The sequence below is a fragment of the Caballeronia sp. SL1002 genome, assembly GCF_057814995.1.
This window is the reverse complement of the sequence record NZ_JBYMUW010000002.1, coordinates 2934842-2959198: the sequence shown is the minus strand read 5'-3', so window position 1 is coordinate 2959198 and position 24357 is coordinate 2934842. Positions and strand designations below refer to the sequence as shown.

General features: G+C 64.0%; 14 protein-coding genes and 2 riboswitches. Of the genes, 9 read left to right on the top strand and 5 right to left on the bottom strand.

Going from position 1 to position 24357, the window contains the following annotated elements:
- Nucleotides 1–11: 11 nt before the first annotated feature.
- Complete coding sequence (locus tag AC3D25_RS16065; RefSeq protein WP_488889345.1) at nucleotides 12–2102, bottom strand: UvrD-helicase domain-containing protein; 2091 nt, start codon at nucleotides 2100–2102, stop codon at nucleotides 12–14.
- A 365-nt stretch (nucleotides 2103–2467) separates the two neighbouring features.
- Between AC3D25_RS16065 and AC3D25_RS16060 the strand changes: the two genes are divergently transcribed.
- The 8 genes from AC3D25_RS16060 to AC3D25_RS16025 all read left to right on the top strand — a co-directional run bounded on the left by AC3D25_RS16060 (nucleotide 2468) and on the right by AC3D25_RS16025 (nucleotide 14498).
- The gene (locus tag AC3D25_RS16060) at nucleotides 2468–3502 is read left to right on the top strand and encodes an oxidoreductase (RefSeq protein WP_488889344.1); all 1035 of its coding nucleotides are present in this window, start codon (nucleotides 2468–2470) and stop codon (nucleotides 3500–3502) included.
- A 756-nt stretch (nucleotides 3503–4258) separates the two neighbouring features.
- Nucleotides 4259–4353: riboswitch (glycine riboswitch) on the top strand.
- 32 nt (nucleotides 4354–4385) lie between these two features.
- A riboswitch (glycine riboswitch) is annotated at nucleotides 4386–4519 on the top strand.
- Nucleotides 4520–4647: 128 nt separating this feature from the next.
- Nucleotides 4648–5769 carry a glycine cleavage system aminomethyltransferase GcvT gene (gene gcvT, locus AC3D25_RS16055; protein WP_488889343.1) on the top strand — a complete coding sequence of 374 codons (1122 nt, stop codon included), beginning with the start codon at nucleotides 4648–4650 and terminating at the stop codon, nucleotides 5767–5769.
- Nucleotides 5770–5822: 53 nt separating this feature from the next.
- Nucleotides 5823–6203 (top strand): glycine cleavage system protein GcvH, encoded by a 381-nt coding sequence (gene gcvH, locus AC3D25_RS16050; RefSeq protein ID WP_488889342.1) that lies wholly within the window; start codon nucleotides 5823–5825, stop codon nucleotides 6201–6203.
- A 63-nt stretch (nucleotides 6204–6266) separates the two neighbouring features.
- Entirely contained in the window at nucleotides 6267–9194 is a 2928-nt protein-coding gene (gcvP, locus tag AC3D25_RS16045; RefSeq protein WP_488889341.1) for an aminomethyl-transferring glycine dehydrogenase, read from the top strand.
- 208 nt (nucleotides 9195–9402) lie between these two features.
- Nucleotides 9403–10404, top strand: a complete 1002-nt coding sequence (locus AC3D25_RS16040; protein WP_488889717.1) for an alginate lyase family protein — start codon at nucleotides 9403–9405, stop codon at nucleotides 10402–10404.
- Nucleotides 10405–10432: 28 nt separating this feature from the next.
- A complete protein-coding gene (locus AC3D25_RS16035; RefSeq protein WP_488889340.1) occupies nucleotides 10433–11821 on the top strand; it encodes an L-serine ammonia-lyase in 1389 nt (462 codons plus the stop codon).
- Nucleotides 11822–11929: 108 nt separating this feature from the next.
- A complete protein-coding gene (locus AC3D25_RS16030; RefSeq protein ID WP_488889339.1) occupies nucleotides 11930–13618 on the top strand; it encodes a thiamine pyrophosphate-binding protein in 1689 nt (562 codons plus the stop codon).
- 97 nt (nucleotides 13619–13715) lie between these two features.
- On the top strand, nucleotides 13716–14498 hold the full coding sequence (locus tag AC3D25_RS16025; RefSeq protein ID WP_488889338.1) for a MipA/OmpV family protein: 783 nt from the start codon (nucleotides 13716–13718) through the stop codon (nucleotides 14496–14498).
- A 274-nt stretch (nucleotides 14499–14772) separates the two neighbouring features.
- Here the strand turns inward: AC3D25_RS16025 and AC3D25_RS16020 are convergent, their stop codons facing one another.
- Both AC3D25_RS16020 and putA read right to left on the bottom strand, forming a co-directional pair.
- Nucleotides 14773–15921: a branched-chain amino acid ABC transporter substrate-binding protein gene (locus AC3D25_RS16020; RefSeq protein WP_488889337.1), complete on the bottom strand. Its 1149-nt coding sequence runs from the start codon at nucleotides 15919–15921 to the stop codon at nucleotides 14773–14775.
- Between the two features lie 88 nt (nucleotides 15922–16009).
- On the bottom strand, nucleotides 16010–19945 hold the full coding sequence (gene putA / locus AC3D25_RS16015; RefSeq protein ID WP_488889336.1) for a trifunctional transcriptional regulator/proline dehydrogenase/L-glutamate gamma-semialdehyde dehydrogenase: 3936 nt from the start codon (nucleotides 19943–19945) through the stop codon (nucleotides 16010–16012).
- A 320-nt stretch (nucleotides 19946–20265) separates the two neighbouring features.
- Here putA and AC3D25_RS16010 point away from each other — a divergent pair, with 320 nt between their 5' ends.
- Entirely contained in the window at nucleotides 20266–20454 is a 189-nt protein-coding gene (locus AC3D25_RS16010) for a hypothetical protein (RefSeq protein ID WP_488889335.1), read from the top strand.
- 23 nt (nucleotides 20455–20477) lie between these two features.
- Here AC3D25_RS16010 and AC3D25_RS16005 read toward each other — a convergent pair whose 3' ends face one another.
- The gene (locus tag AC3D25_RS16005) at nucleotides 20478–22727 is read right to left on the bottom strand and encodes a primosomal protein N' (protein ID WP_488889334.1); all 2250 of its coding nucleotides are present in this window, start codon (nucleotides 22725–22727) and stop codon (nucleotides 20478–20480) included.
- 445 nt (nucleotides 22728–23172) lie between these two features.
- Entirely contained in the window at nucleotides 23173–24267 is a 1095-nt protein-coding gene (hemE, locus tag AC3D25_RS16000) for a uroporphyrinogen decarboxylase (RefSeq protein ID WP_488889333.1), read from the bottom strand.
- Nucleotides 24268–24357: the final 90 nt, after the last annotated feature.

Genomic DNA, 24357 nt, shown 5'->3' with positions numbered 1-24357 from the left:
TTCTCAAGGTCTTATGCCGCCGGCTTCTGCAAAAGCGCCTTGAGCATCGCCATGCGGTCTTTCGGCGTCATCGGCGCTTCGTCTTCGGTGGGCGGCGGGGCGTCGTCGAGCAGCATTTCGGGGATAAACCGCGACGCCTCGCACACCACGGTTTCCCGCGCGCGCTTGCGCTTCTTGCACCAGTTCAGATGCAGGCTGCGCTGCGCGCGCGTGATCGCGACGTACATCAGCCGTCGTTCTTCCTCGATCCGCCCTTCGTCCACCGGGCCGTCGTCGGAGCCGCCACGGTGCGGCATGATGCCTTCCTCGACGCCGACCAGAAACACGTGCGGATATTCCAGTCCCTTCGATGCGTGCACGGTGGAAAGCCGCACGGCGTCGGGATTTTCGTCCTTGCCTTCGAGCATCGACATCAGCGCGACTGTCTGGATCAGGCCGAGCAGATTCTTGCCTTCATCGCCGAAACCGTCGGCGTTGTCGTAGCCGGTCGCTTCCGGGTCGCCCGCTGGCTCGGGCTTCGTGCCCTTTCGTTTCAGCCATTCGCAGAACTCCAGCACGTTCTGCCACTTCGACTGCGCCTGCCGTTCGTCGTAGGCGTCGTACAGATACGCCTCGTAATGGATCGCCTCCATCAAGTCGTCGAGCACGGACGACGCCGGATCGCGCCCCGCGCGGTCGGACAGGCGCTGCATCCACTCGCAAAACGTGCGCAGCGGCTCGACCTGGCGCGCGGACAGCCGCGCCTCGATCCCGCCCATGAACACGGCCTCGAACAACGATACCTTCGACAACCCCGCGAACGCGCCCAGCGCTTCCAGCGTGGTATTGCCGATCCCGCGTCGCGGCGTCGTGATCGCGCGGATGAACGCGGGATCGTCGTCCGGATTCGCGATCAGGCGCAGGTACGCAATGATGTCCTTGATCTCGGCCTTGTCGAAGAACGACTGACCGCCCGACAGCACGTAGGGAATGCGCTCGCGGCGCAGCACCTGCTCGAAGATCCGCGCCTGAAAATTCCCGCGATACAGGATCGCGTAATCGCGAAACGCGGCGCGGCGCTCGAATTTGTGCGCGGAAAGGCGGAACACGACGGACTCCGCCTCGTGTTCCTCGTCGTTGCAGCCGGTCACGGTGATCGTGTCGCCCATGCCGTGCTCGGACCACAGCTTCTTCTCGAACAGCTTCGGATTGTTGGCGATCACGTTGTTCGCGGCGGTCAGAATCCGCACCGTCGAACGGTAGTTCTGTTCCAGCTTAACAACGTGCAGTTTCGGGAAATCCTTGCCGAGCTGCGCCAGATTTTCGATGGTCGCGCCGCGCCAGCCGTAGATCGCCTGATCGTCGTCGCCCACGGCGGTGAACGCCGCGCGCGGCCCGGCGAGCAATTTCAGCAACTCGTACTGACAGGTGTTCGTGTCCTGATATTCGTCGATCAGCAGGTAGCGCAGCCGGTTCTGCCACTTCTCGCGGACCTGCTCGTTCTGCGCGAAAAGATGCGCGGGCTTGAGGATCAGATCGTCGAAATCGAGCGCCTGATAGGCGTGGAGCGTCGCGGCGTAGCTGCGGTAGACGATCGCCGCCTGATGCTCGTCCTCGTTCGACGCCAGCACGGACGCCTGATCCGGCGAGATCATGCCGTTTTTCCACAGCGAAATAATCGACTGCACTTTACGGATCAGGCCCTTGTCGGTCGTGCCGAGCTGCTCCTGCACCATGCCGAAGCAATCGTCGGAATCCATGATCGAGAACTGCGGCTTCAGCCCGACGTGCTCGGCCTCTTGCCGCATGATCTGGACGCCGAGCGAGTGAAACGTGCAGATGGTCAGCTGATTGACGGGCACCTTGCGCCCTTCCTTGCCGGGCGTGGTGAGCGTCTTGCCTTCGAGCAGCTTGGCCGTGCGCTCGCGCATTTCCAGCGCGGCCTTGTTGGTAAAGGTGAGCGCGGCGATATGCTTCGGCTCGAAACCCTTGCCTTCAATCAGATGCGCGATTTTTTGCGTGATCACGCGCGTTTTGCCGCTGCCCGCGCCGGCGAGCACGAGACACGGACCATCGAGATAGCGCACCGCTTCGTTTTGCGCGGCGTTGAGACCTGCGGACATCGTTTGGACTTTGAGAGCGTTGGGCGGGCGGCGCGAGGCAGCCGCCGGATGGGCGAGCGCGAAAAAACCGGGCGAAATTTCACGCGTCACGTGGACGGCGCTTTTTCGAGAGGGCGATGTTAACACGGATGAAACCCGCGCCAATCCGCCCTTTTTTTGGATCGGCGATGGCGGGTTCGCGACGGCGGATGCGGCGGATGCGCGGCGTTTGCGCGGCGGATGTGCGACGGATGCGCGGCGTTTGCACAGCGGATGCTTGCGGCGGACGCGACCTGCGCGCGAACGAAGGAACGCGTCGTCGTGCCACAATATCGGGACAGTTTCAGCGCTTCACTGCCCTTCACTTTTCCACACTGGATGCCTGGATGACCACACTACTCAACGTCGGCGTGATCGGTTACGGCCTGGCTGGCGCGACGTTCCACGCGCCTGTCATCGAACATTGCGGGCGCGCGCGCGTCGCGGGAATCGCGACGGCGCAGGCCGAACGCGCGCAGGCCGATTACCCGAACGCCGCGATCGTGTCCGATTTCGATGCGCTGATCGCACGCGACGACATCGCGTGCGTCGTCGTCGCGACGCCTAACGACACCCATTTCGACCTCGCCCGGCGTGCGCTGGAAGCGGGCAAGCACGTGGTCGTGGATAAACCGGTGACGCTTTCTTCGGCGGATGCCCGCACGCTCGCCGATCTCGCCGCGAGCCGCAAACTGCTGTTCGCGCCGTTTCACAACCGGCGCTGGGATGGCGACTTTTTGACGTTGCGCGCGCTGATCGAAAGCGGGCGGCTTGGGCGTATCACGCATTTCGAGTCGCATTTCGACCGGTTCCGTCCGAAAGTGCCGCAGCGTTGGCGCGAGGAAGCATCGCGCGGGGGCGGTCTGCTGTTCGACCTCGGACCGCATTTGATCGACCAGGCGATAACGCTGTTCGGCTTGCCGCAGACGATTTACGCGACCGTGCGCGCCCATCGCGATCACGCGCACGCGCCGGATTACGTGCATCTGCTGCTCGGTTACGGCGATAAGGAAATCGTGCTGCACGCGAGCGCACTCGCCGCGCTCGAACCGCCGCGATTTACGGTTCACGGGACGCGAGGAAGTTATGTGAAGACCGGACTGGATGTGCAGGAAGACCAGTTGAAGGCGGGTTTGCGTCCCGGCGATGCCGCTTTCGGCAAGAATCCGCCGGGGCTTTTGCGCGAGGTGGACGGCGATCACGATTTGCGGCAGGAATTCGCTACGCGGGATGGGGCTTATGCGGAGTTTTATCGGGCGTTGGCCGCGTCGGTTTTTGAGGGGAAGGCGTTTCCCGTCGCCGCGCAGGATGCGGTCGATGTGATGCGCATTATTGAGCTCGCTGTCGAGAGCAGTGAGAAGGGGATTCGAGTCGGGGTCTGATTTTGCTGGCGCCGTTTTGCTTTTGTTTGCACGTGGTTCTTGGGAACTTGCACCGGCCTTGGTTTGCTGGCGCTTCAGTTTTTGTTTGCCTGTGATTGCTGGAAACTTGTTTTCGTGTAGGTCAATTACCATGCCGCTGTGCGCGGCAGCAGTCACTTTCTTTGGCTAGCTGCAAAGAAAGTAACCAAAAGAAAGCAGCTTATCCGTCTAAGTGTCCACCACGAACCGTAACCGGGAGTGGTGCGATAAAACAGCCGTGACATCGCACCGCGAAACAGAGCGGAGCCGCTCATCCATCCCGGCAGGCACGAAGTGCCTGCCGGTAAGGCATAACCGCAGAAACCTAACCGACGGCAAACCGACGGTTCCGTTGTGCCCATCGTCCGCGCGCAGCGAGGACGGAACTGACAGGCGCTGTGCCAATACCAGCGAATGCGAGTTGACCGAGTCAGCGTGCGCGCCTATCCGCGCAGTTATTCGTGGTGGACACTTCGGCGGATAAGCTGCTTTCTTTGGTTACTTTCTTTGCAGCAGCAAAGAAAGTGACTGCTGCCGCGCATAGCGGCGTGCTAATAGACCTACACGAAAGCAAGTTCCCGAGAAGCACAAGCAGACAAAAGCACAAGCGCCAGCAAACCAGAACCCCGAGCAAGCTCCCAGAACCCGCGTCAAAATCAAACGGCGTAAACCCCCACCCCAAGCGCCAGCGCCAGCGCCCCCAAGTTTGACAAGCCCATTTCGGTCGCGTAAATTCGGCCGCACGCGTCGGGAGAGCGCGTTCGCTGAACAGCCGAACGCCGCCGAAGGGGCACACCCACAAACTCTCAGGCAAAAGGACCGGCCGCGTCGAAGTGAACCCCGCAGCATTGCGCTCGCGGAAAACGCTTCGCACTCTGGAGAGCGGCAGCGGCCACGGCAAAACGCCTAAGCCAGTTGCCCACCGAAGGGGCGCGCGCACAGCCAGTCATCCAGACCCGGCAGCGCAATCTCTCAGGTACCGAGGACAGAGGGGTCATGTACGAACTCCGCTCGCCTTCCCGCGAGCTTCGCCGGCGCACGTTTCTCGCGCGCCGTGAAGCCGCGAGGTCAGCAAGCGCATGTCCACGCATGGCCTTTTTCGTTTTCGCGCACCGCCCGAGGCCCCGATGACCGAACTTCAACACACGCCCCTCCACGCCGCTCACCTTGCGCTCAACGCGCGCATGGTCGATTTCGGCGGCTGGGACATGCCCGTCAACTACGGTTCGCAAATCGACGAGCATCGCGCCGTCCGCACCGACGCCGGCATGTTCGACGTTTCGCACATGCGCGTCGTCGATTTCACCGGCGACAGCGCCCGCGCCTTCTTCAAATTCGCCATCGCGAACAACGTCGACAAGCTCACCGCGCCCGGCCGCGCGCTCTACTCGTGCCTGCTCAACGCCGACGGCGGGGTGATCGACGATCTGATCGTGTACTACTTCGCCGACGACAACTACCGCGTCGTCGTGAATGCCGGCACCGCCGAAAAAGACATCGCGTGGTTCGGCCAGTTGAACGCGGAAGGCGGCTTCGGCCTGACCATCACGCCGCGCCGCGATCTCGCGATCGTCGCCGTGCAAGGCCCGAACGCGCGCGAAAAAGTCTGGCAAGTGCTGCCGGACACGCGCGCCGCCACGGAAGCCATCAAACCGTTCAACGCCGTGCAATTTCCCGTCACGCCCTTCGGCGACGTGATGCTCGCGCGCACCGGCTACACGGGCGAGGACGGCTTCGAGGTGATCGTCCCGGCGACGCAGGTCGAAGCGTTCTGGAACGCGCTGATCGCGCACGGCGTGAAGCCCGCCGGACTGGGCGCGCGCGACACGCTGCGCCTCGAAGCGGGCATGAATCTGTACGGCCAGGACATGGACGAAAACGTCTCGCCGCTCGACGCGGGTCTTGCCTGGACCGTCGATATGAAAGAAGAACGCGCGTTCGTCGGCCGCTCGGCGCTGGAGGCGAACGGCTCGAAATCGAGTTTCGTCGGATTGATTCTGCAGAAGGAAAACGGCCGCGCGGGCGGCGTGCTCCGCGCGCATCAGAAAGTGATTACGCCAGCGGGCGAAGGCGAGATCACGAGCGGCACTTTTTCCCCGTCGATGCAGGAATCCATCGCGTTCGCGCGCGTGCCCGCGGGCGTGCAGCCGGGCGATGTCGTGCATGTCCTGATCCGCGACAAGCAACTGCCGGCAAGCGTGGTAAAACTGCCTTTCGTGCGCAACGGCAAGGTTCTGGCGGCGCTCTGAGCGGCCCGCGCGCACTCACCCCGAATTCAACGAACCACGACAGGAGCATCCGAATGAGCATCCCGGCCGAACTTAAATACACCGAATCGCATGAATGGATCCGCACTGAAACCGACGGCACGCTCGCGATCGGCATCACCGATCACGCGCAGGAAGCGCTCGGCGACGTCGTGTTCATCGAACTGCCGGCTGTCGGCAAGACCGTCTCGGCGGGCGACGCCATCGCGGTGATCGAGTCGGTCAAGGCCGCCTCGGACATCTATGCACCGGTTTCGGGCGAGATCGTCGCGGCGAACGATGCGCTCGCCGCCGCGCCCGACCAGGTCAACGGCGCGCCGTATGAAAGCTGGCTCTTCAAGATCAAGCCGGCAGGCGACGCCAATGTCGACAAGCTGCTCGACGCCGCCGGTTACGGCACGTCCATCGGCGCCTGATTTTTTAATCGACGACGCGGTTTTCCGAAGGCTCGAAAGAGACCGCGTCCGCAGGAAACTCCCATGAAGCTCGAACATCCGGATCACCCGATGAACCGCACCTCCCTGTCCCTCGCCGCGCTCGAATGCCACGATGCCTTCGCGCAGCGGCATATCGGCCCGGATACGGCCGATGAGCGCGCTATGCTCGACGCGCTCGGCTTTGCCACGCGCGCGGCGTTCATCGACGCGGTGATTCCGGAGTCGATCCGCCGCACCGAGCCGCTGCCGCTCGGCGCGTTCACGCAGCCGAAAAGCGAGGCGGAGGCGCTCGCGTCGCTGCGCAAGCTCGCGGATCAGAACCTCGTGTTCCGAACCTATATCGGTCAGGGCTATTACGGCACGCACACGCCCGCCGTCATCCTGCGCAACGTGCTCGAAAATCCGGCGTGGTACACGGCTTACACGCCGTATCAGCCGGAAATCTCGCAAGGCCGTCTGGAAGCGCTGCTGAATTTCCAGCAGATGATCGTCGATCTGACGGGTCTCGCCATTTCCAACGCGTCGCTGCTCGACGAAGCCACGGCCGCGGCTGAAGCCATGACGCTGCTACAACGCGTCGGCAAGCCGAAATCGAACGTGTTCTATGTCGCCGACGACGTGTTGCCGCAAACCATCGAAGTCGTGCAGACGCGCGCTAAACCGGCGGGCATCGAAGTGAAAGTCGGTCCGGCGGCGGACGCGGCTTCGGCCAACGCGTTCGGCGTGCTGCTGCAATATCCGGGCGCGAACGGCGACGTGCGCGACTATCGCGCGCTCGCCGACGCGATCCACGCGGCGGGCGGTCACGTGGTCGCCGCCGCCGATCTGCTGGCGCTCACGCTCATCACGCCGCCCGGCGAATGGGGCGCGGACGTGGCGATCGGCAATACGCAGCGCTTCGGCGTGCCGATCGGCTTCGGCGGCCCGCACGCGGCCTACATGGCGGTCCGCGACGAATTCAAGCGCCAGATGCCGGGGCGCCTCGTCGGCGTGACGGTGGACGCGCAGGGCAACCCGGCGCTGCGTCTCGCGCTGCAAACGCGCGAACAGCATATCCGCCGCGAAAAGGCGACGTCGAATGTGTGCACGGCGCAGGCGCTTCTCGCGATCATGGCGAGCATGTACGCCGTGTATCACGGTCCGAAGGGACTCAAGACCATCGCGCTGCGCGTGAACCGCGTGGCGTCGATTCTCGCGGCCGGCCTGCAAAGGCTCGGCTACACGATCGCCAACGACACTTATTTCGACACGCTCACCATCGAGAGCGGCGCGAACACGACGGCGCTGCATCAGGCGGCGTCGGCAGTGCATGTGAATCTGCGTCACATCGGCGCGACGCGGCTCGGCGTGTCGGTGGACGAAACCACCACGCGCGACGATCTCGGCCGCCTCTTCGCGCTGTTCGCGGAAGTCGCGGGCAAGACGGAAACGTTCGATATCGACGCACTCGACGCCGCCGCGCAAGACGCGCTGCCGCGCGAACTCGTGCGCACGAGCGATTACCTGACGCATCCGGTCTTCAACCGTCACCACTCCGAGCACGAAATGCTGCGCTATCTGCGCAGTCTCGCGGACAAAGACCTCGCGCTCGACCGCACGATGATCCCGCTCGGCTCGTGCACGATGAAGCTGAACGCGACGTCCGAAATGCTGCCGGTCACATGGCCCGAATTCGCGCAGATCCACCCGTTCGCGCCCGCCGAGCAAACCGTCGGCTACCGGACGATGATCGACCAGCTCGAACAGATGCTCGTGGCATGTACCGGTTACGCGGCGGTGTCGCTGCAGCCGAACGCGGGATCGCAAGGCGAATATGCCGGCTTGCTCATCATCCACGCGTATCACGCGTCGCGCGGCGAAGGGCATCGCAATGTCTGCCTGATTCCGGCGTCCGCGCACGGCACCAATCCGGCGTCGGCGCAGATGGCGGGCATGCAGGTGGTCGTGGTCGCGTGCGATTCGAACGGCAACGTCGATATCGACGACCTGAAGGCGAAGGCCGAGAAGCATTCGGCCAGTCTTGCGGCAATCATGATCACGTATCCGTCGACGCACGGCGTGTTCGAGCGCAACGTGCGCGAAATCTGCGACATCGTGCATGCGCACGGCGGCCAGGTCTACGTGGACGGCGCGAACATGAACGCGATGGTCGGCCTGACCGCGCCGGGCCAGTTCGGCGGCGACGTCTCGCACCTGAACCTGCACAAGACGTTCTGCATTCCGCACGGCGGCGGCGGACCGGGCGTCGGTCCGGTCGCGGTCGGCGCGCATCTCGCCAAGTTCCTGCCGAACCAGCATTCGACCGGCTACGAGCGCGACGAAGCGGGCATCGGCGCGGTATCGTCGGCGCCTTACGGCTCGGCCGCGATCCTGCCGATCTCGTGGATGTATATCGCGATGATGGGCGCGAAAGGTCTCATTGCCGCGACCGAAAGCGCGATTCTCAACGCCAACTACGTCGCGAAGCGCCTCGCGCCGCACTATCCGGTGCTGTACAGCGGCGCGGGCGGACTGGTCGCGCACGAGTGCATTCTCGATGTGCGCGCGATCAAGGAATCGAGCGGCATTTCGGTGGAAGACGTGGCGAAGCGGCTGATCGACTTCGGCTTCCACGCGCCGACCATGAGCTTCCCGGTGCCAGGCACGTTGATGGTCGAACCGACGGAATCGGAATCGAAGGAAGAACTCGACCGGTTTATCGACGCGATGATCGCCATCCGCGAGGAAATCCGCGCAGTGGAAGAAGGCCGCGCCGATCGCGACGACAATCCGCTGCGAAACGCGCCGCACACGGCCGCTGTCGTGGTCGCCGATGAATGGCGTCACGCGTATCCGCGCGAAGCGGCGGCCTATCCGGTGAAGTCGCTGGTGGCGCGCAAGTACTGGCCGCCGGTCGGCCGCGCCGACAACGCCTATGGCGACCGCAATCTCTTCTGTTCCTGCGTGCCGCTCGCCGAGTACGAAGACTGATGCACGGCGCCCGGACGCGTCGTCCGGGCGCTTTTGCAGCGGGAGCCGAAGAACGGCTAACATCTCACCCCGAACCAAGCCAATCAAGGAGTTCTGCATGGCGCTAAAGGTGCGAGTGGTGAATGTGAAACAGCTCACGGCGTCGGCATTGCTTACGGCGTCGGCGCTTGCGGCGTCCGCGCTCGCGGTATCGCAGGCACACGCCGCGATGAACTTCTGCGCCGCGCCCGCGATGCAGACGAGCGAGCGCACGAATGCCGATCCCGGCGTCAAGGCGCTGCTGAAATCCGTGCAATCGCACGTCAACGACCAACCGAAGGCGCGCGCGCAACTGCACACCGAAGGCACGCTGCCGCACGAGGGGATCTACGACGAAAGCGTCGAGGCGGAGAAGGATCTCGGCTTGATGCGCGATGCCGCGCTCGCGTGGCGCGCGACCGGCGACGAGCGTTATTTGCGGCTCGTCGATCGCTTCCTGTTCGCGTGGACGACGACCTATCGGCCGAGCTTCAATCCGATCGACGAAACGCATTTCGAGTCGCTGATCCTCGCCTACGATTTGACCGCGAGCGCGCTGCCCGTCAAGACGCGCAATCCGGCGAACGCGTTCATCACGAAGCTCGTGACCGGCTATATCGCGGATATCGACAAACAGCCGCGTCCGCTGCAAGGCACGTATCGCAACAACTGGCAGAGCCACCGTATCAAGCTGATCGCGATGGGCGCGTTCACCACAGACGACCGCAAGCTCATCGGCGCGGCGCAGCGTCTGTTCGTCGAACATATCGGCGACAACATCGCGCCGGACGGCTCCACGGTCGATTTCGCCGAACGCGACGCGCTGCATTACGTAACCTACGATCTGCAACCGCTCGTCACCGCCGCGCTGGCCGCGCGCCGCCACAACCGCAACTGGGTTGCCGAACGCGCGTCGTCGGGCGCGACGCTCGCCGCCGCGCTGAACTGGCTCACGCCGTATGCGCTCGGCACGAAGACGCACGACGAATTCGTGAAGTCGTCGGTTCCCTTCGACGCTAAACGCCGGGAAGCCGGTTTGCCCGGCTACACCGGCCAGTGGGACCCGAAAAACGCGGCCGAACTATTCCATCTCGCGGCGCGCATGGACGGCCGCTATGCGCCGGTCGCGCTGCGCCTCGCCGCCACGCCGCCCGCGTGGCTCGCAGTCTGCCTGCCGCTCGCGGCGCGCTGACCCAAAGCAATTTCAGCAGGAGCAATTCATGGCAGTGAGCGTCTTCGACCTCTTCAAAATCGGCATCGGTCCGTCCAGCTCGCATACGGTCGGTCCGATGCGCGCGGCGCTGATGTTCGCGCAGGGGCTCGAACGCGACGGCCTGCTCGACGCCACAGCGTCGGTGAAATGCGAGTTGTACGGCTCGCTCGGCGCGACCGGCAAGGGCCACGGAACGGATCGCGGCGTGATGCTGGGCCTGATGGGCGACGCACCGGATACCGTCGATGCCGACACCATCGTGCCACGTCTCGCCGCCGTGGTTCAGTCGAAGAAGCTCGCGCTCCTCGGCACGCATGACGTGCCTTTCGTGATGAAGGAACACATCGCGTTTTATCGGCAGGCGCTGCCGGAGCATCCGAACGGCATGAAGCTGCACGCCTTCGACGCCAACGGCGCGCTGCTGCGCGAGGCCACGTATCTGTCGGTGGGCGGCGGTTTCGTCGTCACGGCGGGCGCGGCGAATACCGCCGTGCTGAACGCGCACGAGCAGTTGCCGTATCCGTTTCACACCGGCGACGAACTTCTCGCGATGTGCCGCGAATCCGGCAAGACCATCGCGCAGTTGATGTGGGAAAACGAGCGCGTCTGGCGCAGCGCCGACGACATCCGCGCCGGCTTGCTGCATATCTGGAGCGTGATGCAGGCGTGCGTCGCGCGGGGCTGCGGGATCGGCAATCCGGACGCCGACGGCAATCTCCCCGGACCGTTTCAGGTCAAGCGGCGCGCGCCGCAGTTGTATCGCGCGCTCGCGGGCAAGCCGGAACGGGCGCTGCGCGATCCGCTTTCGATGATCGACTGGATCAATCTCTACGCCATCGCGGTGAACGAGGAAAACGCGATCGGCGGTCGCGTCGTGACCGCGCCAACCAACGGCGCGGCGGGCATCATCCCGGCCGTGCTGCACTACTACGACCGCTTCATGCCGGGCGCGAACGAACAGGGCGTGATCGACTTTTTGCTGACGGCGGCGGCGATCGGCATTCTCTACAAGCTCAACGCATCGATCTCGGGCGCCGAAGTCGGCTGTCAGGGCGAAGTCGGCGTGGCCTGTTCGATGGCGGCGGGCGCGCTCGCGGCGGTCATGGGCGGCACGGCGTCCCAGGTGGAAAACGCCGCCGAGATCGGCATGGAGCACAACCTCGGGCTCACCTGCGATCCGGTCGGCGGCATGGTGCAGATTCCGTGCATCGAGCGCAACGCGATGGGCTCGGTCAAGGCCGTCAACGCGGCGCGCATGGCGATGCGCGGCGACGGCAGCCATTACGTCTCGCTCGATTCCGTCATCGAGACGATGCGTCAGACCGGCGCCGACATGAAGACGAAGTACAAGGAAACGTCGCGCGGCGGGCTGGCGGTGAATATCGTCGAATGTTGAGCGCGGGGGAGTAGGCGTTCCGCGCCATCCGGATTTTTGCGGCTGGTTGTTTCCCTGGACGCTCGCGTAAGCTATGTCCTCGGCTTTCCTCCACGGAGATATCCCTGCATGTCGTCCTCCGATTTGCCCCAGACCACGGGCGCGCGCCTTCTTGTCGATGCACTGCTCACGCATGGCGTCGAACGTGTTTTTTGCGTGCCGGGCGAGAGTTTTCTCGCCGTTCTCGATTCGCTCCACGACGAAACCGGCCAGATCGAGACGATCGTCTGCCGCCACGAAGCGGGCGCGGCGAACATGGCCGAAGCGGTGGGCAAATTGACGGGGCGGCCGGGCGTCGCCATCGTGACGCGCGGACCGGGCGCGACGCACGCGTCGATCGGCGTTCATACCGCTTTCCAGGACTCCACGCCGATGATCCTGCTGATCGGCCAATGCGCGCGCGAGCATAGGGATCGCGAAGCGTTTCAGGAGATCGACTATCGGCGGATGTTCGGCGAAATGGCGAAGTGGGTCGCGCAAATCGACGACGCCCGGCGCATTCCCGAATATCTGAGCCACGCGTTTCACACGGCAACCTCGGGGCGGCCCGGGCCGGTCGTGCTTGCGCTGCCGGAAGACATGTTGAGCGACGCCTGCGAAGCGGTGCCCGGCGCGCCGCGTTACCAGCGCGTCGCCGCCGCGCCCGCGCCTGCGCAGATCGAGTGCGTACGCCAGATGCTCGCCGACGCGCAACGGCCGTTCGTGATCGCGGGCGGCAGCGGCTGGACGCAAGAGGCGACGCAGGATTTCGCGCGTTTCGCGGAGCGGTGGCAACTGCCGGTCGGCTGCGCGTTCCGCTTTCAGGACACACTCGACAACGAGCATCCGAACTACGCGGGCGATGTCGGCCTCGGCATCAATCCAGCGCTGGCCGCGCGCATCCGCGAGGCCGATTTGCTGTTCGTGCTCGGCCCGCGGCTCGGCGAATCGACGACGGCGGGCTATACGCTCCTCGATATCCCGAAGACAAAGCAGACGCTGATCCACGTTCATCAGGGCGCAGAGGAACTCGGGCGCGTGTATTCGGCGGATCTGCCGATCGTGTCCGGCATGCCCGAAATGGCGGCGGCGCTCGCCGCGCTCACGCCGCCTGTGTCGCCAAGTTGGACCGGTTCCGCCGATGCCGCGCACCGCTCGTATCTGGAATGGCGCGAGCCGAGGCCCATGCTCGGCGATATCCAGCTCGGCGAGATCATGCGTCAACTGAGCGCGCGTTTGCCGGCCGACGCGATCGTCTCGAACGGCGCGGGCAACTATGCGACGTGGCTGCATCGGCATTACTCGTACCGGCATTTCCGCTCGCAACTCGCGCCGACCAGCGGCGCGATGGGCTACGGCGTGCCGGCGGCGATTGCGGCGAAGTCGCTGTATCCGGAGCGGATGGTGGTCGCGCTCGCGGGCGACGGCTGTTTTCTGATGGCGGCGCACGAACTCGCGACTGCGATGCAGTACGGATTGGCGGTGATTTTTATCGTCGTGAATAACGCGCAGTACGGGACGATCCGGATGCATCAGGAGCGGCATTATCCGAACCGCGCGCATGGGACGCGGCTTACGAATCCGGACTTCGCGGCTTATGCGCAGGCGTTCGGCGCCCACGGCGAACGGGTCGCTTCGACCGCCGAATTCATGCCCGCGTTCGACCGCGCGGTGGCGTCGGGACTGCCGGCGGTGATCGAGATTCGCATTCCGCAGGACCAGAGCACGCCCGCCGCGACGCTCGATCAGGTCCGCGAACAAGGTCGAAAAAGCCGATAACCGCCGCCAAAAAGCGTGAAATTTCGACCACGCGAGCGAGTCCTCCAGGGCGCGCCAATATAATCCGGCGACCCTGAACCGCTTGGAGAGAGCCGCCGTGGAGTTATCGAAATTTGCACGCTTTGCACTGCTTTCGTTTGTGTGCGGCGCTTGTGCGAACGCGCACGCCGACGAATCCGGCGATATCGCCTCCAAGTGGAAAGTATCGATCGGTCCGGGGGTCGTCGCGACTCCGAAGTATCCCGGGTCGAGCAAGCTGGAATTGATTCCGCTGCCTTCGCTCGATATCTCTTACGACGACCGGATTTTTTCGCAAGGCTTCGACGTGCTCGGCGTGAATGCGTTGCGGAGCGACGCGTATCACGCCGGCGCGGCAATCACGTTCGACTTGCAGTCGCGCAACGAATCGGACGATCCGCGGTTGCACGGTTTGGGTAATGTGCATACCGGCCCGAAGCTGAAGCTTTTCGCGGATTATTCCGCGTCGTTCCTGACCGGATCGGTTGCGGCATATCAGGATATCGCGGGGAATAATCAGGGCTTGTACGTGAGTGCCGATCTCGCGGCGAACTTGCCGATCACGCCGAATTTTCTGGTTTCGTTCGGGCCGGGGCTGACGTGGGCCAATGCGCAGTACACGCGGACGTTCTTTGGCATCTCTCCGCAGCAGAGTTCGGCTTCGGGGTTATCGGCGTATGACACCAGTTCAGGGATTCGCGATGTTCATCTGAACGCTTATACAAGCTACAACTTTACTAAGCACTGGATTGGGTCGGTTGCTGCGACCGTTGGGCGGCTGGAAGGAAATGCGGGGCACAGTCCCGTTACCGTGCAGCGCACGGAGGTTAATGTTTTTGCTGCTTTGAATTATAAGTTTTAGGTTGTGCGGTAGTTTTGTTTGCCTGCGCTTTCTGGGAACTTGCTTTCGTGTGCGTTTATTAGCGACGCCCTGTTCGGCGCGGGACTTACTTTCTTTACTGCTGCAAAGCTGGCGCAAATTTCAAAGCGGTATCGAACGACGGCGCTTTGCCGGTCGCCGGTGAACCGTGAACGGGTTGAAGAAGATCGCCCGACCGTGAGCGAAAAAAAGGCCACTCTAAAATCAGAGCGGCCTTCTTCGACAACAAAAACACGAACGCGAGACGCCAGCGCCCTTACTTCCCGCCAACGCTCTGCAACGTGGTCCACTTCCCGCCGACGACCTTGTAAAGCGTAATCCCGCCGTTCTTCAGATCGCCCTTCGCGTCATACGCCAGGTGCGTAGCCGTCACGCCCTGCATATCGGTCTTCGCCAGCAGCGGCAAGTACTTCGCCGGATCGGTGGAATTGGCCTTCTTCATGGCGTTGAACATCGCCATCGCGCCGTCGTAGGCGTACGGCGAATACGTCTGCACATCTTCGTTGAAGCGCTTCTTGTACTTCGCCGTGTAGTCCGCGCCGCCAGGCATCTGGTCGAGCGGCAAGCCAGCCAGCGACGCAACCGAGCCGTCGGCTGCATCGCCGGCGATCTTCAGGAACGTGTCGGTCTTGACCATTTCGCCCGCCATCAGCGGCGCCTTCATGCCAAGCGTCTTCATCTGCTTGACCATCGGGCCCGCTTGCGAATCCGCGCCGCCGTAGTACACGAGGTCCGGATTCATCGACTTCAGCTTGGTCAGAATCGCCTTGAAGTCGACTGCCTTGTCGTTCGTGAACTCGCGATCGACAATCGTCGCGCCCGAAGCCTTCGCCGCCTTCTCGAACTGATCGGCAAGACCCTGGCCGTAAGCCGTGCGGTCATCGACAATCGCGATCTTCTTCATCTTCAGCGTCTTCACCGCGAAGTCGCCGGCGACCGAACCCTGCTGCGTGTCGGACGTCATCATGCGGAACGTGGTCTTGTAGCCCTGCGTCGTGTATTCCGGCGCGGTCGCCATCGCGATTTCGGGAATGCCCGCGTTCGCGTAGATGCGCGAGGCCGGAATGGTCGTGCCCGAGTTGAAGTGGCCGAGCATGCCCTTCACGCCGTCATCCACCAGCTTTTGCGCGACGGTCGTACCCGTGCGCGGGTCGGCCTGGTCGTCGGCTGCGTCGAGGACGATATGCACCGCCTTGCCGCCGATCACCGGCTTCGTCGCGTTGAATTCCTCGACGGCAAGCGTGATGCCGTTCTGGAAATCCTTGCCGTAGTGCGCCTGCGCACCCGTCATCGGACCGGCGAAACCCACCTTGACTTCTTCAACCTGTTGCGCGAATGCGGTGCCCGCGAACGACAGGCCGGCGACTGCCAATGCTGCTGCCAGCTTGTTCATCGTGTACGTCATAGCTTCTCCTAGTACCAGTGTAGATGGCAGCTTGTGCCGGGGTCGCCGTGCCCGCTGCCGTTTGTTTGAATCGAGCGCTAGAGGGTTCTCAACCGATCGTCATCAAATTCGCATTGCCGCCCGCCGCCGCTGTATTGACGCTCACCGAGCGTTCCGTCAGCAGTCTTTCGAGCGCGTAACCTTCACCGTCGTGACTGCCGTCGGCGAACGCACCAGCCGCCACGCCCTGCACCGACAGGATCGGCCCCGGACGCTTCGCGGTTTCCTTCACGAGCGACAGCAATTCGTCGCTGTCACCTTCGAACAGCACGGCGTCGAACTCCGCCGTTGTATCGCCGGTCTTTCGCACCGCCGCGTGAGCCGTCAGCGTCGCGGGCAACGCCGCCACGAGTTGCTCGCCCGCCGCGCCCGAAAAGAGCGCGCGATTGCCGGTGGCGAGCACCGCCGCGAACTGGGCGCGCGCGCCGCTCGCCGTCGACGCCACGCACAACACCGTGCCGCGTGCGCCAAGCGTGTACGTGTTGCGCTCGCCGGTCGGTCCCGGCAGCACCGCCGTCGCGCCGGCCAGAACGTGTTGCAGATACCCGTCGCAACGCGCAGCGGTTTGCGGATCGCGTTCGCCGATCGACCAGTCGCGCAACGCGGTCAGCGCAGCCGACGGCGCATCTTTCGATGCCGCCTGATCCACCACAAGCGCGCTTTCCAGCGATTTCGGCAAACCGGCCGGGCGCTTCGCGAGCAAGCGCTGCAGATACAGCGCGCCGCCCGCCTTCGGGCCCGTGCCCGACAAACCTTCGCCGCCGAACGGCTGCACGCCGACCACTGCGCCGATCACGTTCCGGTTCACGTAGATATTGCCCACGTGCGCGCGGCCGACCACATGCGCGATGGTTTCGTCGATACGCGTATGGATGCCGAGCGTGAGTCCATAGCCGGTCGATTTGATCTGGTCGAGCAGTTTATCAAGCGACGCGCGGCGGTAGCGCACCACGTGCAGCACCGGTCCGAACACTTCGCGCTTCAATTCGTCGATACCGTCCAGTTCGATCAGCGTCGGCGGCACGAACGTCCCTTGCGCGCACGCGTCGGGCAGCGCGAGCTGCACGACCTTGCGGCCCTTTTCGCGCATCGCGGCGACGTGCGCGTCGATCCCGCGCTTTGCATCCGCGTCGATCACCGGGCCGACATCCACAGAAAGCCGGTCCGGATTGCCCACTGCGAGTTGCCGCATCGCGCCGGTCAGCATTTCGAGCGTGCGGTCGGCGACGTCCTCCTGCAGACAAAGAACGCGCAGCGCCGAGCAGCGTTGACCGGCGGAATCGAAAGACGACTGCAGCACGTCGGCCACGACTTGTTCAGCGAGCGCCGACGAATCGACGATCATTGCGTTCTGTCCGCCCGTTTCCGCGATCAGCGGGATCGGACGGCCTTCCGGATCGAGGCGTCCAGACAGCGTTTTGTTGATGAGGCGCGCGACTTCGGTCGAACCGGTGAACATCACGGCGCGGGTGCGCGGATCGGCCACCAGCGCGGCGCCAACGGTTTCGCCGTCGCCCGGCAGCAGTTGTACCGCGCCCGCCGGCACGCCGGCTTCGCGCAGAATGCGCACGGCTTGCGCGGCGATCAGCGGCGTTTGTTCGGCGGGTTTCGCGAGCACCGGATTGCCGGCGGCGAGCGCGGCGGCAACCTGGCCGAGGAAAATCGCGAGCGGGAAATTCCACGGGCTGATACAAACCACCGGGCCGAGCGGACGATGCGTATCGTTGGAAAACTCGCTGCGGATTTGCGCCGAGTAATAGCGCAGAAAATCGATCGCCTCGCGGATCTCCGACACCGCGTTCGCGAGCGATTTGCCCGCTTCACGCACGACGAGTCCCATCAGCGTGTGCATCTGCGCTTCGAGCAGATCGGCAGCGCGCGCGAGACAGTCGGCGCGCTCGCCGACCGGCGTGGCCTGCCAGATCGGCGCGGCGGCGACTGCGTGCGCGATGGCGGCGCTCACTTGTTCGGACGTCGCTTCCACGACCGTGCCCACGATATCGCGCAAATCGGCGGGATTGCGCACGTCGCGCGTCACGCCGCCTGCGGTATCGTCGGATTCGAGCATCGGCGCGGCGCGCCACGGCGCGTTCGCGCTTGCCAGCAACGCCGACGAAAGCGACGCCAGCCGATGCTCGTTCGACAAATCGAACCCCATCGAATTGAGGCGCTCGTTGCCGTACAACTGACGCGGCAATGCGATCTTCGCGTGCGGCAGGCCGAGCGGCACGAGCTTCGACGCTTCGTCGATCGGATCCTGCACGAGATCGCTGACCGGAATCGATTCATCGGCGATTCGGTTCACGAACGACGTATTCGCGCCGTTTTCGAGCAGGCGGCGCACGAGATACGCGAGCAGCGTTTCGTGCGTGCCGACCGGCGCATACACGCGACACGGCCGGTTCAGCTTGTCGCGGCCGGTGACTTCCTCGTAGAGCGGCTCGCCCATGCCGTGCAGACACTGGAACTCGTACTGGCCCGGATAGTAGTTCTGACCCGCGAGCTGATAGATAGCCGAGAGCGTGAATGCGTTGTGCGTGGCGAATTGCGGATACACGGCATCCGGCGCGGCCAGCAGCTTTTTCGCGCAGGCGACGTATGAAATGTCCGTATAGATCTTGCGCGTATAGACCGGGTAGCCTTCGAGACCATCCACTTGCGCGCGCTTGATTTCCGAATCCCAATACGCGCCCTTTACCAGACGGATCATCAGACGGTGACGGCTGCGGCGCGCGAGGTCGATCAAATAGTCGATCACGAACGGGCAGCGCTTCTGATATGCCTGCACCACGAAGCCGATGCCGTTCCAGCCCGCCAGTTCGGGATCGAAGCACAGCGCTTCGAGCAGATCCAGCGAGATTTCGAGACGGTCTGCTTCCTCGGCGTCGATATTCAAACCGATGTCGTAGCGGCGCGCGAGTTGCGCGAGCGAGCGCACGCGCGGCAGCAATTCGTTCATCGTGCGCTCCTGCTGCGAGCGCGAATATCGCGGATGCAGCGCGGAAAGCTTGATCGAGATGCCCGGACCTTCGTAGATGCCACGCCCGCCGGCCGCCTTGCCGATCGCGTGGATCGCCTGCTCGTAGGATGCGTAGTAGCGCAGCGCGTCTTCTTCGGTCGTCGCCGCTTCGCCGAGCATGTCGTAGGAATAACGGAAGCCGCGCGCTTCGAACTTGCGGCTGTTCGCGAGCGCTTCCGAGATCGTCTCGCCGGTGACGAACTGTTCGCCCATCAGGCGCATCGCCATATCGACGCCCTTCCTGATCAGCGGCTCGCCGCCCCGTCCGATCAACCGCGTCAACGCCGACGACAACCCCGCTTCGCTATTGGTCGTGACGAGCTTGCCGGTGATCATCAGACCCCAGGTCGCGGCGTTCACGAACAGCGACGGCGCCTGACCCATGTGCGAGCGCCAGTCGCCCTTGCTGATCTTGTCGCGGATCAGCGCGTCGCGGGTCGCGCGGTCGGGAATGCGCAGCAGCGCTTCCGCGAGACACATCAGCGCGACGCCTTCCTGGCTGGAAAGCGAAAACTCGTGGATCAACCCTTCGACGCCGCCGCCCGTATGCTTCGCGCGCAACGCCTCGACCAGCTTGGTCGCCATGCTCTGGGTTTCGGTCGCGATCGCGCCGGTGAGACGCGCCTGGCCGATCAGGAACGGCACGCATTCCGGCTCGGGACGTCGATACGCGGCCGTGATCGCCGCGCGCAGCACGGATTGCGGCTGCACGTTCTGCGCGAAATCGAGGAAAGGATGGGGAGCGTTGTCTTCGTCGTGATCGGCGTGCAGCGTCTCGCCGACTTCAGCGATGCCCGGCGCGCCCGAGAGTTCCGGCGGCAACTGGCCGTGCTCGATGCGCTCGAGGTACGCGAAGATGGCTTGCTTAATGAGCCAGTGAGGAGTGCGCTCAAGCCGCGTCGCGGCGTCTTTCAGCCGGGTGCGCAGCAGGTCGTCGACTTTAACGCCTAGGGTAGTGCTCGCCATATTTCCTTCGTTTGGCCGACGTGCCGCACCGGCCGATGACTAAAAAGTGGGCGAATCGTACTCCGCTGATAAAAAAGGTGCAACCAACATTTCGGGATAGGTTGCACCTCTATGGACGCCTTATGCACCAAGGGTTTCACGGGGTGCATCGACACCTGGCGGATGGCGATTTTTGCCTAGTATTTTCCCTAATCAAATTTTTATAGGAATGACCCTAATCAAAACCCCAATCGCCGCCGATATAACGTCAAAGCGCGAGCGAATTCACGACGCGCGGACCGCGGCCACGAACGCCGCCTGGGTTTCGGGGAGAAACGAGCATGAGCACTTGGATGGTTTTCGGCTGCGTCTGGGCGATGTGCGCGCTGTGCGTGATTCTGTTTATCCGCGGGGCACATCCGCATGTGGAACGTCCGTCGGCCTCGCCGCGCGACGATCAACGCGGTCCCGGCGATATCGCAGCGCTCGGCGCTATTCCGGTGCGCGGTCAGGAACGCAGCAACGGCTGAACGCGCCGCCTGCCACACGCCGCTCAAATATCGAGCGGATCCACTTCGACATTCCAGCGCAGCACGCCTCTCAGGCCTCGCAGCACGGGTTGCCACGCCCGTAACGCGTGCTGAAGCGCCGCGCGCGACGCGCATTCGAGCAGCAATTGCGCGCGATGGACGTTGAACACCTTCACGATAGTCAGCGGCACCGCGTCGTACACCGTCACGCGCTCGGCGCCCGGCAGCGTCGCGAACTCGGCGGCCGCCTCCTGCAAAAACGCCAGCGCGGCGTCGATCGTGCGCCCTTCCGCGCGCAACAACGCCTGATAAACGAACGGCGGCAGATGCGCGTCGCGGCGCTCGTTGAGCGTCGAATTTGCAAATCCGACGTAATCGTGACGCGACAGCGCGTGATACAGCGCGTGTCGCGGATAGCGCGTCTGGATCATCACTTCGCCCGGCAATCCGGCGCGGCCCGCTCGTCCGCTTACCTGCATCAATTGCGCGAAAAGCCGTTCGCTTGCACGGAAATCGTGGGAAAAAAGCGCGGTGTCGGCGTTCAGCACGCCCACCAGCGTGACGCGCTGAAAGTCGTGACCTTTAGCGATCATCTGCGTGCCGACCAGAATATCCACCTCGCCCGCGTGAACATTAGAGAACAGCGCCTGCGCGCTGCCCTTGCGCCGCGTGCTGTCCGCGTCGATCCGCAGCACGCGCGCGCCCGGCACCGCGCTCGCGAGCGTTTCCTCGACGCGCTGCGTGCCACGCCCCATCGGCGCGATATCGACGTTGCCGCAATCGGGACATGATTTCGGAATCCGCGATTCCCAGCCGCAATGGTGGCAGCGCAGCGCTCGCTCGGGCTTGTGGAGCACGACATACGCGCTGCATCGCGGGCAACCGGCGACCCAGCCGCACGCGTCGCACGACAAAATCGGCGCGTAGCCGCGTCGGTTCAGAAACACGAGACTTTGCTCGCCGCGCTCCAGCCGCGTTTTCATCGCCGCGATAAACGGCCCGGACAAGCCGTCCACGGACGCCCGCCCGCGCCGCCGCTCCTCTTCCAGATCGACGAGCCGCACGCTCGGCAACACGGCATCCGCAACCGCGCGGCGCGTGAGCGTCAACAGCGTGTAACGGCCCTGCTCGGCTTGCCACCAGCTTTCGAGCGAAGGGGTCGCGGAGCCGAGCACGACCGGAATCTCCAGTTGCTTCGCCCGATAAATCGCGAGATCGCGCGCGGAATAGCGCAAACCTTCCTGCTGCTTGTAGGCGGGATCGTGCTCCTCATCCACGACGATCAACGCGAGTGTCGGCATCGACGCGAGGATGGCGAGCCGCGTGCCGAGCACGAGACGCGCGCGTCCGGTGTGCGCGGCCAGCCAGTTGCGCGCGCGCTCGCCTTCCGCGAGACCGCTGTGCATCGTGACGATGCCGCCTTCCGGCAGCGCCGCGAAACGCGCGCGGAACGCGGCCTCGAATTGCGGCGTCAGGTTGATTTCCGGCACGAGGACGAGCGCTTGCGCGTCGGGACGCGCGGCGAGCAGATCGGCAAGTGCGTGGAGATAAACCTCGGTTTTGCCGCTGCCGGTCACGCCATGCAGCAGAAATGGCGCGAACGCGGTGCTCGCGCGGATTGCATCGACGGCCTGTTCCTGCTCTGCGGTCAACTGCGGCAACACGACGCCGTGGGTTAACCCCACGCGTTCGGCGGCGGGCATCCTGCTTTCCCGATCGCCCGTTTCCAGCGCGACCCAACCGTTCGTCTGCCATTGCCCGAGCGTCGCGATGGCTTTCGGATGAAGCGCGCGGGCATCGGCGGCGGCAAGCGTGGGAACGGCGGCGAGCGCGTCGGCAAGCGCGCGCAATGCGCTCGCGCGCGCCGGAAGCGCGTCGGGCAGCGCGGCGCGTCCAGTGGGCAGCAACCGGTAGTGCTCCTCGACGGCCAGGAGCCGCCCCCACCGCGACGCATCGCGCAACGCCTGCGGCAACGCAGGCAGCGCGACCTCGCCGAGGCCGCGCTGGTAATACTCGGCGGCGAAAGCGGCGAGCGCGCGCCAGGTGTCGGACAGCGGCGGGCACGCGTCGCAGATCGCTTCGACCGAGCGCAGTTTGTCGGCGGGAACGTCGCTCTGGGTCGTGACTTCGCAGATCAGGCCGACCGCGTCGCGGCGGCCGAACGGCACGCGCACGAGCAACCCGGGGACGGGTTCCGGCACGAGATCGTAGCGATAGTCGAATAGCGTCGGCAGCGGATGATCCAGCGCCACGCGGACAAAAACTTCACTCATGCGCCGCGCCGCCCGCAATCCGCCCTGCGGCAACGCCCCGACGACGGCACAAGGCTTTGCAGTCCGGACTTAAAGTGAAACATCAGAATCGGCGCTAAGTTCAGGATTATTTTTGAGATTTCGACGCTTTCCACAGCCCTGTGGATAACTTTGTTGAGAACTTTGATTGACAGTTCGAAAAAGGGCCGTTCCAGCGCGCTGCGTGCGCTAACCCACATTGTGGCCCGATTAGTGTAAATTCTTTTTAAATCAAAGACTTGATTCGAAAACGAAGCCTTTGAAGCGCTTACATCGGCGCTTTATCGAGATGGCGCGGCGCAGCGTACAAAATGTGTATAAGTCAAGACTTGACAATCGAGAGAGCGCCGGACGACGGCCTTTCGGCTTGGCGCAGCCCCCTAGAAGCAGAGCCCAGCGGCGAGCATTTCTGCTGCGACGCAGCAAATCAAGCCGCGCCCTTCGCGCGGATCGTGCGGCTGTGCCGATGCACTTCATCGACCAGTTCCGCGACGCTTTCCGGCGGCGTGAACTGCGAAATACCGTGGCCCAGATTGAAAACATGCCCCGGATGATTGCCGAAACTGTCGAGTACGGCGCGCGCCTCGGTGCGGATCACAGCCGGCGGCGCGAACAGCACGTTCGGGTCGATATTGCCTTGCAGCGCGACACGATCGCCGACCCGTTCCCGCGCCTGCCCCAGATTCACGGTCCAGTCGAGACCGACGGCATCCACGCCGATCGACGCGATCTGGTCGAGCCACAACCCGCCGCCCTTCGTGAACGTGATGACCGGCACCCGCACGCCGCCGTGCTCGCGTTTCAGACCGGCCACCACTTTCGCCGTGTAATCGAGCGAGAACTGCTGGTATTTGCCGTCGGCGAGCGCGCCGCCCCAGGTGTCGAAAATCATCACGGCCTGCGCGCCCGCTTCGATTTGCGCGTTCAGGTACGCGGTGACGGCCTGCGCGTTCACGTCGAGGATGCGGTGCATCAGGTCGGGCCGCGCGTACATCATCGATTTGACCGTGCGATGGTCGTCCGAACCGCCGCCTTCCACCATGTAACACGCGAGCGTCCACGGGCTGCCCGAAAAGCCGATCAGCGGCACTTTCTGGCGTCCTTGCGAATCGGTCAGCGCGCGGCGAATTTCGCTCACGGCATCGGTCACGTAGCGCAGCGTTGAGTCGATATCCGGCACGGCGAGCTTCGCGACGTCTTCCTCGGTGCGCACCGGCCGCTCGAAACGCGGGCCTTCGCCCTGCACGAAGTTCAGCCCGAGTCCCATGGCGTCGGGCACGGTCAGGATGTCGGAAAACAGGATGGCGGCGTCGAGCGGAAAGCGTTCGAGCGGCTGCAACGTGACTTCCGTGGCGTAGGACGGGCTTTTCGCGAGGCCGAGAAAACTGCCCGCGCGCGAACGCGTGGCGTTGTATTCGGGCAGATAGCGGCCCGCCTGACGCATCAGCCAGATCGGCGTGTAGTCGGTCGGCTCGCGCATCAGCGCGCGCAGGAAAGTGTCGTTCAGAAGGGTATGGGCCACGTCGCTCGGAACTCAAAGGCAAAAGATCATTCTACCGGACGCGCCTCGCGTTTTTGCGGCGAGCGGCTCGCCCGCCGGTGTTCAACGCGA

Excerpts from the sequence above, each read along its gene's own strand:
- AC3D25_RS16065 (WP_488889345.1), bottom strand. The coding sequence starts at position 2,102 with ATGTCCGCAGGTCTCAACGCCGCGCAAAACGAAGCGGTGCGCTATCTC.
- AC3D25_RS16060 (WP_488889344.1), top strand. The coding sequence starts at position 2,468 with ATGACCACACTACTCAACGTCGGCGTGATCGGTTACGGCCTGGCTGGC.
- gcvT (WP_488889343.1), top strand. The coding sequence starts at position 4,648 with ATGACCGAACTTCAACACACGCCCCTCCACGCCGCTCACCTTGCGCTC.
- gcvH (WP_488889342.1), top strand. The coding sequence starts at position 5,823 with ATGAGCATCCCGGCCGAACTTAAATACACCGAATCGCATGAATGGATC.
- gcvP (WP_488889341.1), top strand. The coding sequence starts at position 6,267 with ATGAAGCTCGAACATCCGGATCACCCGATGAACCGCACCTCCCTGTCC.
- AC3D25_RS16040 (WP_488889717.1), top strand. The coding sequence starts at position 9,403 with ATGAACTTCTGCGCCGCGCCCGCGATGCAGACGAGCGAGCGCACGAAT.
- AC3D25_RS16035 (WP_488889340.1), top strand. The coding sequence starts at position 10,433 with ATGGCAGTGAGCGTCTTCGACCTCTTCAAAATCGGCATCGGTCCGTCC.
- AC3D25_RS16030 (WP_488889339.1), top strand. The coding sequence starts at position 11,930 with ATGTCGTCCTCCGATTTGCCCCAGACCACGGGCGCGCGCCTTCTTGTC.
- AC3D25_RS16020 (WP_488889337.1), bottom strand. The coding sequence starts at position 15,921 with ATGACGTACACGATGAACAAGCTGGCAGCAGCATTGGCAGTCGCCGGC.
- putA (WP_488889336.1), bottom strand. The coding sequence starts at position 19,945 with ATGGCGAGCACTACCCTAGGCGTTAAAGTCGACGACCTGCTGCGCACC.
- AC3D25_RS16010 (WP_488889335.1), top strand. The coding sequence starts at position 20,266 with ATGAGCACTTGGATGGTTTTCGGCTGCGTCTGGGCGATGTGCGCGCTG.
- AC3D25_RS16005 (WP_488889334.1), bottom strand. The coding sequence starts at position 22,727 with ATGAGTGAAGTTTTTGTCCGCGTGGCGCTGGATCATCCGCTGCCGACG.